Below are 14,934 nucleotides of genomic sequence, written 5' to 3'. Positions count from 1 at the left end.
GCCTCCGGGGCCCCGGCATCGACATCGGCATCGGCCCACGGCTCACCGCCGACAGCGGGCGGCGGGCGGCGGGCGGCGGGCAGCAGGCAGCAGGCAGCAGGCAGCAGGCAGCAGGAGACTCCTCCCCCCTCGGGCGCTCGCACAGAAGGAGGACCGTGATCCCGCAACGAAGGAAATTTCACGCCTGGGGCGCGATGACCCCCAGCAGCGCACGCGCGCACAACTCCCGCACCTGCTCCCGCGACAGCTCCGGCCCGCGCAGCCACTCCAGACAGACCGCCGTGATGAACGCCAGCCAGCCGCGCACCGCGAGGTGCACGTCGGGCCGCTCCTCGAAGACGGGGCCGAACTCCGGGTCGGCGCCGAGCGCCGCCAGGATCTGCCGCTCCTGTGCGGCGAGCGCCCGCCGGTACACCTTGCGCACGGCCTGGTCGCCGGCCGCGTCGGCGCGATGGAAGGCGCGGTACCCGTGGGCGTGCGTCTCCACGTACTCCAGATAGGCGTCCAGTCCCGACGCCAGCTGCTCGCGGACCGGGACGCCGGGCACGGCCGCCGTCATGCGCAGCATCCGCTCGCTCTCGCGCTCGACGACCGCCGCGAAGAACTCCCGCTTGGCGGGGAAGTAGTGGTACAGCAGCCCCCGCGAGACGCCCGCGATCTCCGCGACCTGCTCGATCCACACCTCGTCGTAGGGGCTCTCCGAGAAAAGGCGCGCGCCGACCGACAGGAGCTGCTCCCTGCGCTCCTCGGTGCTGAGTCGGCGCCGGGTGCGCTCGCCCTGGTTCGCGGCCATGCCCGCACCTTACTTGACGCCGGTTCGGCGACGGGATCAGACTGAGCGCGTTATTGAACCCACGTACAACACGCTCAACCTGCCGCTGCATCAAGGGAGATCGCGTCATGGCGGAGACGACGGGGACGACGGGGACGGCGGCCACGACGGGGGCGACGGACCGGACAACGACCGGAACGGCCGGGACGACCGCGGCTGCCGGGACGGCTGGGGCGACCGGGACGGCCGGGAAGTCGGTCGAGGGCGACCTGCCGAAGGGGTTTCGCGGCGCGGAGCTGGGCTGGCCCGAGCTGGAGCGCATTCCGCATCCGCCGCGCCGGCTCCCGCTGCTCGGCGACGTCCTGGGCGCGAGCAGGCGCACGCCCCTGCAGGACACCCTGCACTACGCCTGGCAGCTGGGGCCGATCTTCCGGCGCAAGGCGTTCGGACGGGAGTTCGTCTTCGTGTGGGGCGCCGACCTGGCCGCCGACATGGCGGACGAGACCCGGTTCGCCAAGCACGTGGGGCTGGGCATCGCCAACCTGCGGCCCGTGGTCGGGGACGCCCTGTTCACGGCGTACAACCACGAGCCGAACTGGCAGTTGGCGCACGACGTCCTGGCCCCGGGCTTCAGCCGGGAGGCCATGGCGGCCTACCACCCGATGATGCTGGACGTGGCGGAACGGCTCACCGGCCACTGGGACGCGCGGCTCGCCGAGGGCCGGCCCGTGGACGTGCCGGGAGACATGACCAAACTGACCCTGGAGACCATCGCGCGCACCGGATTCGGGCACGACTTCGGGTCCTTCGAGCGCACCAGACTGCACCCCTTCGTGACGGCGATGGTGGGCACCCTCACCTACGCGCAGCGCCTCAACACCGTGCCCTCCCCCGCGCTGCTGCGCCGGGCCACCCGCCGCAACGAGGCGGACATCGCCTACCTCGACCGCACGGTCGACGACCTGGTGCGGGCACGCCGGGCGCACGGCGGCGGGGACGGCGACCTGCTCGACCGCATGCTGGACACCGCCCACCCCGAGACGGGCGAACGCCTGTCGGCGCAGAACGTGCGCCGCCAGGTCATCACCTTCCTGGTCGCCGGCCACGAGACGACCTCGGGCGCGCTCTCCTTCGCGCTGCACTACCTCTCCCTCAACCCGCACATCGCGGCCCGCGCCCGCGCGGAGGTCGACCGGGTGTGGGGGGACACGGCCGTGCCGGGCTACGAGCAGGTGGCGAAGCTGCGTTATGTGCGCCGGGTGCTCGACGAGGCGCTGCGGCTGTGGCCGACGGCGCCCGCGTTCGCCAGGGAGGCACGGGCGGACACCGTGCTCGGAGGCGAGCACCCGATGCGGCGCGGCGGGTGGGCGCTGGTCCTCACCGCCATGCTGCACCGCGACCCGTCGGTGTGGGGGCCGGACGCCGAAGGCTTCGACCCCGACCGCTTCGACGCCCAGGCCGTGCGCGCACGTGCCCCGCACACCTACAAGCCGTTCGGCACCGGGGCCCGGGCCTGCATCGGGCGGCAGTTCGCGCTGCACGAGGCGGTGCTGGTGCTGGGGCTGCTGCTGCGCCGGTACGAGCTGCGGCCGGACCCCGCCTACCGGCTGCGGATCACGGAACGGCTGACGCTGATGCCGGAGGGACTGCGGATGCACCTGGAGAGGCGCACGCCGGCACCGTCCGGCGGCCCGGCCTGCGAGGAGAGCGAGGCGCCGGTGTCAGCGCCGCGCTGTCCAGTGCGCGGGACGGGCGACTGACTCCGGCAGCCGGGTGCCGGCGCTCCCCCGGGCCGCGGTCAGCTGCGGCTGGGTCAGGAAGAACGCGCCGGTCAGATCGGCGTCCGTCAGGTCCGTGTCGCGCAGGTCGGCGCCTATCAGGTCCGCCCGGCGCAGGTCCGCGCCGGTGAGGTCGGCGGCGATCAGACAGGCGCCGCGGAGGTTCGCGCCACGCAGGTCGGCGCCCTTGAGGCGGGCGCCCACCAGATCGGCGCCCCGTCGTTCCTTCCCGCGCCCGGACAGCCCGGCCCGGGCCAGTTCGCTGGTCCGCAGCAGCAGCGCGTTGACGTCCTGACGGTGCGCCGGGACGTCCAGCGCGGTCAGCTCGTCCGGGGACAGCCGGGTGAGTTCGTCGGTCCGGTCCAGGGCCCGGCGCAGATCGCCGTGGACCGGGCGGGCGGCGGGGAGCGCGAGCGCCTCGGCGAGGTACCAGAGGAGTTCGTGGAGCTGCCGGACCACCGGGAACACCTCGGCCATGCGACGGGCGTCCTCCGGCGAGGCGGTCCGCCGGTCCCGGCCGCCGAAGGTGAGCTGCGAGACCTTCTGCCCGGCGCCGAAGCAGTCGTAGACCGTGCAGCCGGTGAAGCCCTTCTCCCGCAGCGACGCGTGGATGCCGCAGCGGTGGTCCTCCCCGAGGTTGGGGCAGGCCTTCCCGGCGGGCTTGTCGATCGCGAAGTCCGCGGAGCGGGCGAAGGGCAGGGCCACACAGCACAGTCCGAAGCAGTTCGCGCAGTCGCCGCGCAGTCCGGCCCGGTCCACCGTCTTGTCTCGCATACCGTCCACCCTACTGACCTGCGGCCGAGCCCCGCGCATGCGTTTCGGCCCCCGGCCCCGGCCACCCGCTCGGGGCTACCGGCCGAACAGCTCGAAGGCGACGGCCGGCCGGCCGCCGAACCGCTCGGCCACGGACTGCGCCACCCCCGTCAGGAACCCCCTCGCGTAGGCTTCCGGCTCCTCGTCGGTCAACGCCTCGATGTAGGCGCGGTGTTCGAGCAGCGAGTGGACCGCGCGCTCCAGGCCCGCCGACGCGTCCACGGCGTGGGTGGGCGTCGAGGATCCGGCCACGGCGACCCAGCGCACGCCGTTCCAGGGTTCCAGTCCCTGCTCGACGAGTTCCGGGAAGATCCAGCGGTTGCCCGCGTCCCCCGCCGCGTCGAGGACGGCACGGCCGACGGCGACGTGGTCGGGGGTGTTCCAGGCGACCCGGCCCCAGGTGTCGCGGTGGTTGAGCGTGATCACCAGCTCGGGCCGGTGCCGGCGGATCGCGGCGGCGATGTCACGGCGCAGGGCCGTCCCGTACTCGACGACACCGTCCCGGTGGTCGAGGAACTCGACCGTGGAGACGCCCACCACGGCCGCACTCGCCCGCTGCTCCCGCTCCCGCAGCGGACCGCACTCGGCCGGTGCGAGCGTGTCGATGCCCGCCTCGCCGCGGGTGGCGAGCACATAGCCGACCTCCCGGCCGGCGTCGGTCCACCCGGCGATCGCCGCGGCGCACCCGTACTCCAGGTCGTCCGGGTGCGCCACCACGGCCAGGGCGCGCTGCCAGTCCTCGGGCATGGGCTGGAGCTGAGGAATCGTCGGCTCGGTCATGCCCGCAGGATAGGCCGCGTCACGGTCCGACACGGCCCGACCGGGACGGGGACGTCACACCTCGTCACGCACGAGGGCCAGCAGCCGGTCCAGGACACGCGGGCCGCCGGCCCGGACGCCGTCGTGCTCGAACTCGTCGGTGACCCAGGTGCGCAGGCCGCGGACGGCGCGGGCGGTGCGCAGGGAGTGCGCGGTGTCCACGTACAGGTCGTCGTGGTAGATCGCCGCCGCGACGGGCACCTCGTTGGCGGCCAGCCGGGCGGGGTCGTACAGCTGCGGCCAGTCGGTGCGGGCGGCGAGGAGTCCGGCGGTCTCACGCAGCGGGCGCAGGGCGGGGTCGACGTCGAACATCCACGGGTGGATCGTTTCGCCGGTGAGCAGCAGCGGTCCGTCGCCGGTGAGCGTCTTCGCCGCGTCGAACTGCGGGAACTCGGCGCGCACCCGCTCGGCCGACCAGTCGGTGGGCCGGGCGCCCTGGCCGTAGATCGCCTCGTGGAGGAGGGCGTACAGCGGGTGCCCGGCGTAGGAGAGCTGTCCCTGCATCTCCTCCTGGAAGGCGTCGGACAGCTCCGGGCCCCGGAGGGTGGGGACGAAGGCCTCCTCGAGGAGGTGGTGCAGACGGTGGCTGCCCTCGCCGCCGCCGAGCAGGATGCCCACCGTCTGGAAGGCCTCCGCGGTGAGCCGGTAGCCGTTCGGGAGCGTCACCTCGTGGTGCAGGAGGTGGTCGGCGATGCGGCGGGCGCGTTCGACGTCGTGCGGGTAGCGGGTGTAGTGCGCGGCGACCTTGCGCTCCATGCGCGGGTAGGCGGCCCGGTAGACGTCGTCGGCGTGGGCGTCGAGGGCGGGCAGGCCGCCGGTGATCAGGGCTGCGGCGAGGCCCTCGGGGGCCGTGGAGAGGTAGGTGAGCGTGCAGAAGCCGCCGAAGCTCTGCCCGAGGACCGTCCAGGGCGCGCCGCCGGTCAGCTCTGCGCGGATCAGCTCGCAGTCGCGGACGATGGAGTCGGCGCGGAAGTGCGCGAGGTAGTCGGCCTGTGCGGCCGGGCCGCCGCGCAGCGGGAGCGTCTGGCGGTTGGCCGGGGTGGAGTGGCCGGTGCCCCGCTGGTCCAGCAGGAGCACCCGGTACTCCTGCAGCGCGCGGCCGAGCCAGGCCGGCCTGCCGACGAACCGGTGGGCGCCGAAGCCCGGGCCGCCCTGGAGGTAGAGCAGCCACGGCAGGTCCTGGTCCGCCTTGTCGCCCGCGACGACCTCCCGGGCGTAGAGCCCGATCGTCTCCCCGGCCGGGTCGGCGTGGTCGAGGGGCACGGTGAAACGGCGGTCGGTGAGGACGACGCCGGGCTGACGGTAGCTGACGGACAACGAAGGCTCCCGGGACGATCGGTGGACGGACCGCGTCCCAGTTCAGCACATGTCCGGGCGGCTCCGGGGCCCGGGGGATCAAGAGGCGCTACTGAACGGCCGCTCAGCGCGTACTGAACCGCCGCTCAGCGCGCGGACAGGCTGGACCGGCGCACCACCAGCTCCGGCTGGAGCACCACGCGGCGGTGTTCGTGCGCCCGCTTCCCGCCCCCGGGCTCCTCCTCCGTCTCCTCCAGCAGCATCTCGGCGGCCAGCGCCCCCATGGTCACGGCCGGCTGTCGCACGGAGGTGAGCGGGACGGCCGCGGCGGCGGCGAACTCGATGTCGTCGTAGCCGACGATGGCGAGATCGTCGGGGACGCCGACGCCGGCCGCGTACATGGCCTGCAGGACTCCGAGGGCGAGCAGGTCGTTGGCGCAGAACACGGCGGTCGGGCGGTCGGCGAGGCCGAGCAGCCGCGCGCCCGCGTCGCGTCCGGCGGCGACGTCGAGCCGCTCGGTGGGCAGCTCGCGCAGGCACTCCGGGCCGAGGCCCGCCTCGGCGAGCGCGTTCAGCGCGCCGGTACGGCGGTCGCGGACCTGGGTGAAGCCGGGCGGGCCGCTGACGTAGGCGATGGAGCGGTGCCCGGCGTCGACCAGATGCCGGACCGCGAGCGCGCCGCCCGCCACGTCGTCCACGGACACCGAGCACTCGGCGGTGCCCTCGGAGACCCGGTCCACGAGCACGAAGGGGATGCCGTGCCGGCGGAAGGACTCGATGTTGCGGCCGGTGGCGTCGGCCGGGGTGAGCAGCACGCCGCGCACCCGCTGCTCGGCGAAGAGCGACAGGTACTCGGCCTCCTCGCCGGCGCTTTCGGCGCTGTTGCAGACCATCACGCCGAGCCCGGCGTCCCGGGCGGCCCGCTCGGCGCCGCGGGCCACGTCCACGAAGAACGGGTTGCCCATGTCGAGGACGAGCAGCCCCATGATCCTGCTGCGCCCCGCGCGCAGCTGGCGCGCGGACTCGCTGCGGACGTAACCGAGCCGGTCTATCGCCGACTGCACGCGGGCGCGGGTCTCCGTGGCGACCGTGTCCGGGCGGTTGATGACGTTGGACACCGTGCCGACGGACACTCCGGCGGCACGGGCGACGTCCTTGATACCCACCGACTGGGCCATCAGGCGGAGACCTCCAGGTGGACGGGGTACGGCGGGACGGCTTTCACACTACCGTCACGCAGCCGCACCCCCGTCCGCGTCGTCGGGCGAATCATGCGGGCAGCGCGAAGTCGACGACGTGGAGCGCCGAGGGGGTCGTCCCGCTCGACTTCTCCTGGTACATGAACGACAGCGTGTTGTCGGCCTTGACCCGCAGTTCGTCGATGACGACCTCGCCGAAGGCGTTGAGGCCGCCTCCGTCGAAGAGCAGCCTCCAGTCCGTGTGGCCGGAGGCCCTGGAGGCGCCGGCGATCCGGCCGAAGGGGAAGACCGCGTAGGCGTTGTCGTACTTGTCCAGGACCAGCTTGGTGCGCTGGCTCGAGCCGAGGACGACCGGTATCTCCGTCTTCTGCCAGCTGCCGGAGGCGTTCTTGCGCAGATGGAAGGCGCGGCCGTTGGCGGTGCGGTCGCTGACGTAGCTGGTGGTGCACTGGCCGAAGCGGCCGGGGACGTAGCTGATGATCGCGTGCGGCCGGCCGGCGGAGTCGGTGGCCTGGCTCTCCTGGTTCATCAGCGAGTGGTCGGGGTTGAGCGCGTCCACGACGAGCCCGCCGTCCGTGACGGCCACCTTGTCGGAGCCGCCCGTGACGCCCACGACCGCGCCCGCGTCGTTGCGCCAGGTCCGGCCGCGGTCGTCGGAGTAGACGTAGCCGGTGTCGTGGTTGGTGATGCCGCCGCCGGAGCACATCACGGCGCCGTTCTGCTCGCGCCAGGTGAAGAGGGAGTGCAGCCGGCCGTTGACGTCGTAGTCCATGCCGTGCAGGTACATGTTGCGGGCGGTCGAGGAGCCGTGCTCGCTGGTGTAGGTGCCGGTGGAGCTGGACCACTCGCCCAGCGCGGTCCATGCCGAGCCGTCGTACTCGGCGAGGGCGTTGCGGCCGTTGCCGGAGATGCCGGTCCGGTAGCTGAGCTGCAGCCTGCCCTCGGGGGTGGCGATGAACTGCGGGTAGGTGAACTGGGTGGTGAGCGCGAGGCCGTCGAGGGTGGTCTGGACGGCGCCGAAGGCGGCGGAGGTCCAGGCGGTGGTCGCCGGGTTGTCGAGGAGGCCGGCGACCGACTTCACGTAGAAGAAGCCGTCGCTGTGGGAGTCCATGTTCAGGTGGAGCCGGCCGTCGGTCTTCGACACGCCCATGGAGATGACGTTGTGGGAGTCGTCGGACTTCAGCCGGTGCGCGAGGGTGACCGTGGACCAGGTGGCGCCGCCGAGGACACGGCGGGCGACGACCGCGTTCCTGGTGGAGGTGTACCAGGTGGCGTACTGGTAGCCCTTGTAGGTCAGCAGCCCGTTCTTCTGGAACGAGTTGTTGTTGACCAGTCCGTCGTACGACACGAAGAACACGGCCTGCGGGTCGAGTCGGGTGGTGGTCTTCTTCGTGACCGAGGGGCCGGGGTCGGCGGCGCGTGCGGTGCCGGCGGCCAGAACGGGGGACGCCGCGGCGCTGAGGAGGGCGCCGGCCAGCAGGGTGCGTCGTCTCATCTCGGGGACTCCGTTGTCGTACGGGAGCGGGAGCGGGGCGTGTGCGCGGGGCGGGGTGTGCGGGGCGGGGTGCGCCGGGAGGATGCGCGCGGGGAAGGTCGGGGGTCAGGCGAGGTGGAAGACCTCGGTGAGCGGCTTCATCGCCTCGTCGGGCCGGACGCCGTCGAGCGACTCGAAGAACGGCGCCATCTCCGCCTGCCAGCGGGCGTTGACGTCGGTGGCCTCCATCGCGGCCCGGGCGGCCGCGAAGTCCTCGGTCTCCAGGTAGCCGACGAGCAGGCCGTCGTCCCTGAGGAAGAGCGAGTAGTTGTGCCAGCCGGTGGCCGAGAGAGCGTCGAGCATCTCCGGCCACACGGCGGCGTGGCGATCGCGGTACTCGGCGAGCTTGTCCTGACGGACCTTGAGCAGGAAACAGACGCGCTGCATGAAGTACCGCTCCTCGGTGGGGGGTCGAAGCGACCGGCGGCCCGGAGGCCGGTCAGAAGTTGAACTGGTCGATGTTCTTGGCGTCGAACACGGTCGGCTTGCCGAGGCTGATCACACCGTCCTTGCCGATGGTGTACGTGGTGCCGCCGGCCTTGAAGGTCTCGCCCTCCTTGCCGGTGATCTGGCCCGAGACGAGCGCCACCGCGGTCTGCGCGGCGAGCGCGCCGAGCTTCGCGGGGTCCCACAGCTCGAAGGCGTCGACGGTGCCGTTCTTGACGTAGGTGCGCATGTCGTTCGGGGTGCCCAGGCCGGTCAGCTTGACCTTGCCCTTGTACTTGGAGCCCGACAGGTACTGGGCGGCGGCCTTGATGCCGACGGTGGTCGGGGAGATGATCCCCTTCAGGTTCGGGTACTGCTGGAGCAGGCCCTGGGTCTGCTGGAAGGACTGCTGGGCGTCGTCGTTGCCGTACGCCACCTTGACCAGCTTGACGTCCTTGTACTTCGGGTCCGCCAGCTCCTTCTTCATGAAGTCGATCCAGACGTTCTGGTTCGTCGCCGTCTGCGCGGCCGACAGGATCGCGATCTCGCCCTTGTAGCCGATCTGTTCGGCGAGCAGCTGGACCTCGGTGCGGCCGAGGTCCTCGGCGGAGGCCTGCGAGACGAAGGCGTTGCGGCACTCGGGGTTGGTGTCCGAGTCGTAGGTGACGACCTTGATCTTGTTGCTCATGGCCTGCTTGAGCGCGGTGCACAGCGCGCCCGGGTCCTGCGCGGACACGGCGATCCCGTCGACCTGCTGCTGGGTGAGGGTGTTGACGTACGACACCTGGCCCGAGGTGTCCGTCGCGCTGGACGGGCCGACCTCCTTGTAGCTGGAGCCCAGCTCCTTCAGGGCCGCCTCGCCGCCCTTGTCGGCGGAGGTGAAGTAGGGGTTGTTGACCTGCTTGGGCAGGAAGCCGACGGTCAGGCCCTTCTTGGTGGCCGCGTTCGGGTCGGCCTTGCCGGCGGAGGCGGCGGCGCCGGTGCTCTCGTTCTTCACGTCCTCCTTGGTGGTGCCGCCGCAGGCGGTGGCGGCGAGGGCGAGCGAGGAGACGGCGGCGAGGGCCGCGCAGGCACGGCGAAGCGATGACTTGCGCATGATGGTGTGGGTCCTTTACGAGGGTGAGCGGAGCGGGTTACGACGTCGGCGTCGAGGCGGCTGTCTGGCGGCCCGCCCTCGCGACGGAGATCTGCCGTGCGACCCGGGGGCCGAGCACGGAGACGACGAGCAGAACGCCGGTGACGACGATCTGCGACTGGGCGGAGACGTCCTGGAGGCTCATCACGTTCTGTGCCGCGCCGAGCAGGAAGACTCCCGCGATCGCGCCGCCGAGCGTGCCCTTGCCTCCGTCGAAGTCGATGCCGCCGAGGAGGACGGCCGCGATCACGGAGAGCTCGAGGCCGGTGGCGTTGTCGTAGCGGGCGCTGGCGTAGTGCAGCGCCCAGAAGACGCCGGTGAGGGAGGCCATCAGGCCGGTCACCGTGAACAGGATCAGCTTCTGCCGCTTGACCCGGATGCCGGCGAACCGGGCGGCCTCCTCGCTGGCGCCGGTCGCGAACAGCGAGCGGCCGAACGGGGTGGCGTGCAGGACGACCACCGCGATCGCGAGCAGGACCACGAAGGGCAGGAAGGCCTGCGGCAGGAAGGTGTCCCCGAGACGGCCGGCCGCGAAGTCCAGGTACTGGGTGGGGAAGTCGGTGACCGCGTCGGAGCCGAGCACGATCTGCGCGATGCCCCGGTACGCGGCCAGGGTGCCGATGGTGACGGCGAGCGAGGGCAGCCCGAGCCGGGTCACCAGCAGGCCGTTGACGAGCCCGCAGAGCACACCGAGCAGCAGGCAGACGGGGATGATCGCCTCGATCGTCATGCCCTGGTTCCACAGGGCGCCCATCACCGCGCCGGACAGACCTGCCGTGGAGGCGACCGACAGGTCGATCTCGCCGGAGACGACCAGCAGGGTCATCGGCAGCGCGACCAGCGCGATCGGCAGGGTGTTGCCGATGAGGAAGGACAGGTTCAGCGCGTTGCCGAAGCCGTCGACGAAGGTGAAGGAGAACAGCAGCAGGACGATGAGGAGGGCGCCGACGACCGTGTCCCAGCGGATCGCGCGGGTGAGCGACTCAGGCATCGTGCGCGTCTCCCTTCTTGATCGGGGTCTGCACGGCGGCGGTGGTCCTCGCCGCGGCCGACTTCTTCTTCAGCGCGGACGCCACCCGCACGGCCACGATCCGGTCCACCGCGATGGCCAGCAGGAGCAGGACGCCGTTGATGGCGAGCACCCAGACCGAGCTGACGCCGAGGGCGGGCAGGACGCTGTTGATGGAGGTGAGCAGCAGGGCGCCGAGCGCGGCGCCGTAGACGCTGCCGGAACCGCCGGTGAACACCACGCCGCCGACCACGACGGCGCTGACGACGGTCAGTTCGTAGCCGTTGCCCGTGCTGGAGTCGACGTTGCCGAACCTGGCGAGGTACATGGCGCCCGCGAGGCCGGCGAGGCCCCCGCAGAAGGTGTAGGCGGCGAGGATCCGCTTGCGGACCGGGATGCCGGCCAGGCGGGCGGCCTCCGGGTTGGAGCCGAGCGCGTACAGCTCGCGCCCGCTGCCGAAGTGCTTGAGGTAGTAGGCGGCCACCACGAGCACGACGAGCGCTATCAGCGCCAGCCAGGGCACCGCGGACAGTCCGCCGGAGCCGAAGTCGACGAAGGAGTCGGGCAGGTCGGCCGCGGTGATCTGGCGGGAGCCGACCCAGACGGAGTCGATGCCGCGGATGATGTACAGCGTGCCGAGGGTGACGACGAGGGCGGGCACCTGGCCGAGGCTGACCAGCAGTCCGTTGAGGAGCCCGAAGCCGACGCCCACCAGGACGGCCAGCGCGATCGCGACGACCGGGTCGCCGCCGCCGTGCAGATAGGTGCCGGCGGCGAAGGCGCTGATGCCGAGGGTGGAGCCGACCGACAGGTCGACGTTGCGGGTGATGACGACCAGGGACTGGCCGGTGGCGACCAGCACCAGGATGGTCGCGTTCAGCAGCAGGTCCTTGATGCCCTGCTCGGACAGGAACTCGCTGTTGCCGGCCTGGGTGACGGCGATCATCACCAGGAAGACGACCAGGATGGCGAGTTCGCGCATCTTGAACACGCGGTCGACGAGCCGGGTGCCGCTGGACTTCGGCACCTCGGCGACGGGGACCTCGTGGGAGGTGGTCACCGTCATGCGGCGGCCCTCCCGGTGGCTGCGGCCATCACGGTTTCCTCGGTGGCTTCGGTGCGGGGGAGCTCGGCGGCCAGCCGGCCCTCGTGCATCACCAGCACGCGGTCGGCCATGCCGAGGATCTCGGGCAGGTCGGAGGAGATCATCAGGACGGCGACCCCGTCGGCGGCCAGTTCGGACAGCAGCCGGTGCACCTCGGCCTTGGTGCCGACGTCGATGCCGCGCGTCGGCTCGTCGACGATCAGCACCTTGGGGCCGGTGGCCAGCCACTTGGCGAGGACGACCTTCTGCTGGTTGCCGCCGGAGAGCGTGTTGACGGTGTCGGCGATCCGGGCGTACTTCACCTGGAGCCTGACCGCCCAGTCGAGGGAGCGGCTGCGCTCGGCGCCGCGGTCCATCAGACCGGCCTTCACCGTGGTGCGCAGGCCCGTCAGACCGATGTTGCGCTCGATGGACATGTCCATCACCAGCCCCTGGGCGCGCCGGTCCTCGGGGACCAGGGCGAGGCCGGCGGACATCGCGGTGGAGGGCGCGCCGTTGGTGAGCGGGCGGCCGTCCACCGAGACCTCGCCCGCGTCCCAGCGGTCGATGCCGAAGACCGCGCGGGCGACTTCGGTGCGGCCGGCGCCGACGAGTCCGGCGAGGCCGACGATCTCTCCGCGGCGGACCTCGAAGGAGACGTCGGTGAAGACGCCCTCCCGGGTCAGCCGGCGGACGCTGAGGGCGACCTCGCCCGGGGTGACGTCCTGCTTGGGGTAGAGCTCGTCGAGGTCGCGGCCGACCATCCGGCGGACCAGGTCGTCCTCGGTCATGCCGTCGACCGGTTCGCTGGCGATCCACGCGCCGTCGCGCAGGGTGGTCACCCGCTGGCAGATCTCGAAGATCTCCTCCAGCCGGTGGGAGATGAACAGGACCGCCGCGCCCTGCTCGCGCAGGGTGCGCACCACGCCGAAGAGACGGGCGACCTCGCTGCCGGTGAGGGCCGCGGTCGGCTCGTCCATGATCAGGACGCGGGCGTCGAAGGAGAGCGCCTTGGCGATCTCGACGATCTGCTGGTCGGCGATGGACAGGCCGCGCGCGGGGCGGTCGGGGTCGAGGTCGACGCCGAGGCGCTTCATCAGGGCGGCGGTGGCCGCGTGGGTGGCCTTGTGGTCGATGCGGCCGAGGGCGCGCCGGGGCTGGCGGCCCATGAAGATGTTCTCGGCGATCGACAGGTCGGGGAAGAGCGTGGGCTCCTGGTAGATCACGGCGATGCCGGCGTCGCGGGCGTCGCCGGGACCGTGGAAGACGACGGGCTCGCCGTCGAGCAGCACCCGGCCGGCGTCCGGTCGGTGCACCCCCGCGAGGGTCTTGATCAGGGTCGACTTGCCCGCGCCGTTCTCCCCGGCGAGGGCGTGGACCTCGCCGGGGAACAGCTCCAGGGAGACGCCCCGCAGGGCGCGTACGGCGCCGAAGGACTTGGCTACGTCCCTCAGCGCCAGCACCGGGGCCGGTCCCGTGTCGGACGGGTGGGTCATGGGTGGCTCCTCGACAACGTCCGCGAACCGATGCCCACGGGGGCCGTCACGACGTCGTGAAAGGTTTCAACTGGATTGCCGGGACGTTAGGCATGGCGGGCATGTCACGTCAATGGGTACGTCTCGAAAAGTTTTCGATAGCCAAAGGTCACGCGGCGGTCACGAACAACCCGCCTGGCCGCAGGGCTTGACACTCCCCCGACGGGCTCATAGCTTCCCGTTCTGAATCGTTTCATCGGCAGCCTTCCCGGAAGCCCTTCTGGAAGCCGTTGCGGATGTTCTTCCGGACCGATGTCACAGGAGCCCGAAGTGACCGACCTCGCAGCGGTGAAGTCCGCGCTGAAGACCCAGGCCGTCGAGACACCGTCGTGGGCGTACGGGAACTCGGGGACCCGCTTCAAGGTGTTCGCCCAGCAGGGCGTCCCCCGGACCCCGCAGGAGAAACTGGACGACGCCGCGCAGGTCCACGCGTTCACCGGCGTGGCCCCGACCGTGGCGCTGCACATCCCGTGGGACAAGGTGGAGGACTACTCCGCACTTGCGAAACACGCCGAGGACCGGGGCGTGAAACTCGGGGCGATCAACTCCAACACCTTCCAGGACGACGCCTACAAGCTGGGCAGCATCTGCCACCCGGAGGCGGCGGTACGGCGCAAGGCGCTCGACCACCTGCTGGAGTGCGTCGACATCATGGACGCGACCGGCTCCACCGATCTGAAGCTGTGGTTCGCCGACGGCACCAACTATCCCGGTCAGGACGACCTCCGCGAGCGGCAGGACCGGCTGGCCGAGGGCCTGGCCGAGGTGTACGCACGGCTCGGGGACGGGCAGCGGATGCTGCTGGAGTACAAGTTCTTCGAGCCGGCCTTCTACTCCACGGACGTCCCCGACTGGGGCACCGCCTACGCGCACTGTCTGAAGCTGGGACCGAGGGCGCAGGTCGTGGTCGACACGGGACACCACGCGCCCGGGACCAACATCGAGTTCATCGTCGCCACGCTGCTGCGCGAGGGGAAGCTCGGCGGGTTCGACTTCAACTCGCGCTTCTACGCCGACGACGACCTCATGGTCGGCGCCGCCGACCCGTTCCAGCTGTTCCGGATCATGTACGAGGTCGTGCGCGGCGGCGGCTTCACGTCCGACGTCGCGTTCATGCTCGACCAGTGCCACAACATCGAGGCGAAGATCCCGGCGATCATCCGGTCCGTGATGAACGTGCAGGAGGCCACGGCCAAGGCGCTGCTGGTCGACCGGTCGGCGCTGGCCGCCGCGCAGGCCTGCGGGGACGTGCTGGAGGCCAACGCCGTGCTGATGGACGCGTACAACACGGACGTGCGGCCGCTGCTGCGCGACGTACGCGAGGAGATGGGGCTGGACCCCGAGCCGATGGCCGCGTACCGGCGGTCCGGGTGGGCCGAGAGGATCGTCGCCGAGCGGGTCGGCGGGGAGCAGGCGGGGTGGGGGGCGTAAGCGTCCGCCGCCGCCCGTCCGCCGCCGACTGCGGGCCCGTCGTTCCTGGTCGCGTAGTTCCCCGCGCCCCTTCAGGGCGCTCCCTCACCCACGTTCGAGAAGT

13 protein-coding genes are annotated in these 14,934 nt (G+C 71.7%); 2 read left to right on the top strand and 11 right to left on the bottom strand.

The annotated features are described in order from the left end of the window. Positions 1-178: 178 nt before the first annotated feature. The gene (locus tag ACZ7DE_RS09810) at positions 179-793 is read right to left on the bottom strand and encodes a TetR/AcrR family transcriptional regulator (protein ID WP_470759226.1); all 615 of its coding nucleotides are present in this window, start codon (positions 791-793) and stop codon (positions 179-181) included. Positions 794-900: 107 nt separating this feature from the next. Between ACZ7DE_RS09810 and ACZ7DE_RS09805 the strand changes: the two genes are divergently transcribed. Beyond that, positions 901-2,532 carry a cytochrome P450 gene (locus ACZ7DE_RS09805; RefSeq protein ID WP_470759225.1) on the top strand — a complete coding sequence of 544 codons (1,632 nt, stop codon included), beginning with the start codon at positions 901-903 and terminating at the stop codon, positions 2,530-2,532. Here the strand turns inward: ACZ7DE_RS09805 and ACZ7DE_RS09800 are convergent. The 10 genes from ACZ7DE_RS09800 to ACZ7DE_RS09755 form a co-directional block, all read right to left on the bottom strand. After that, positions 2,494-3,324 (bottom strand): pentapeptide repeat-containing protein, encoded by an 831-nt coding sequence (locus tag ACZ7DE_RS09800; RefSeq protein WP_470759224.1) that lies wholly within the window; start codon positions 3,322-3,324, stop codon positions 2,494-2,496. The two genes, ACZ7DE_RS09805 and ACZ7DE_RS09800, sit on opposite strands and share 39 nt — an antisense overlap. 75 nt (positions 3,325-3,399) lie before the next feature. Continuing rightward, a complete protein-coding gene (locus ACZ7DE_RS09795; protein ID WP_470759223.1) occupies positions 3,400-4,143 on the bottom strand; it encodes a PIG-L deacetylase family protein in 744 nt (247 codons plus the stop codon). A 54-nt stretch (positions 4,144-4,197) separates the two neighbouring features. Next, complete coding sequence (locus ACZ7DE_RS09790) at positions 4,198-5,499, bottom strand: alpha/beta fold hydrolase (protein WP_470759222.1); 1,302 nt, start codon at positions 5,497-5,499, stop codon at positions 4,198-4,200. A 125-nt stretch (positions 5,500-5,624) separates the two neighbouring features. Continuing rightward, entirely contained in the window at positions 5,625-6,656 is a 1,032-nt protein-coding gene (locus tag ACZ7DE_RS09785; RefSeq protein WP_470759221.1) for a LacI family DNA-binding transcriptional regulator, read from the bottom strand. A gap of 91 nt (positions 6,657-6,747) precedes the next feature. Further along, the gene (locus tag ACZ7DE_RS09780) at positions 6,748-8,172 is read right to left on the bottom strand and encodes a BNR repeat-containing protein (RefSeq protein ID WP_470759220.1); all 1,425 of its coding nucleotides are present in this window, start codon (positions 8,170-8,172) and stop codon (positions 6,748-6,750) included. A 105-nt stretch (positions 8,173-8,277) separates the two neighbouring features. Then, positions 8,278-8,598, bottom strand: a complete 321-nt coding sequence (locus ACZ7DE_RS09775) for an L-rhamnose mutarotase (RefSeq protein WP_470759219.1) — start codon at positions 8,596-8,598, stop codon at positions 8,278-8,280. 52 nt (positions 8,599-8,650) lie between these two features. After that, a complete protein-coding gene (gene rhaS / locus ACZ7DE_RS09770; RefSeq protein WP_470759218.1) occupies positions 8,651-9,733 on the bottom strand; it encodes a rhamnose ABC transporter substrate-binding protein in 1,083 nt (360 codons plus the stop codon). Between the two features lie 37 nt (positions 9,734-9,770). Next, positions 9,771-10,763 (bottom strand): ABC transporter permease, encoded by a 993-nt coding sequence (locus ACZ7DE_RS09765; RefSeq protein ID WP_470759217.1) that lies wholly within the window; start codon positions 10,761-10,763, stop codon positions 9,771-9,773. Further along, entirely contained in the window at positions 10,756-11,847 is a 1,092-nt protein-coding gene (locus ACZ7DE_RS09760) for an ABC transporter permease (RefSeq protein WP_470759216.1), read from the bottom strand. The genes ACZ7DE_RS09765 and ACZ7DE_RS09760 overlap by 8 nt, the downstream gene beginning before the upstream one ends. Next, a complete protein-coding gene (locus ACZ7DE_RS09755) occupies positions 11,844-13,361 on the bottom strand; it encodes a sugar ABC transporter ATP-binding protein (protein ID WP_470759215.1) in 1,518 nt (505 codons plus the stop codon). The genes ACZ7DE_RS09760 and ACZ7DE_RS09755 overlap by 4 nt, the downstream gene beginning before the upstream one ends. Positions 13,362-13,670: 309 nt before the next feature. Between ACZ7DE_RS09755 and rhaI the strand changes: the two genes are divergently transcribed. Further along, complete coding sequence (rhaI, locus tag ACZ7DE_RS09750) at positions 13,671-14,831, top strand: L-rhamnose isomerase (RefSeq protein WP_470759214.1); 1,161 nt, start codon at positions 13,671-13,673, stop codon at positions 14,829-14,831. Positions 14,832-14,934: the final 103 nt, after the last annotated feature.

The organism is Streptomyces sp. NPDC037083, from assembly GCF_055606485.1.
This window is presented reverse-complemented; position numbering and strand designations above follow the sequence as displayed.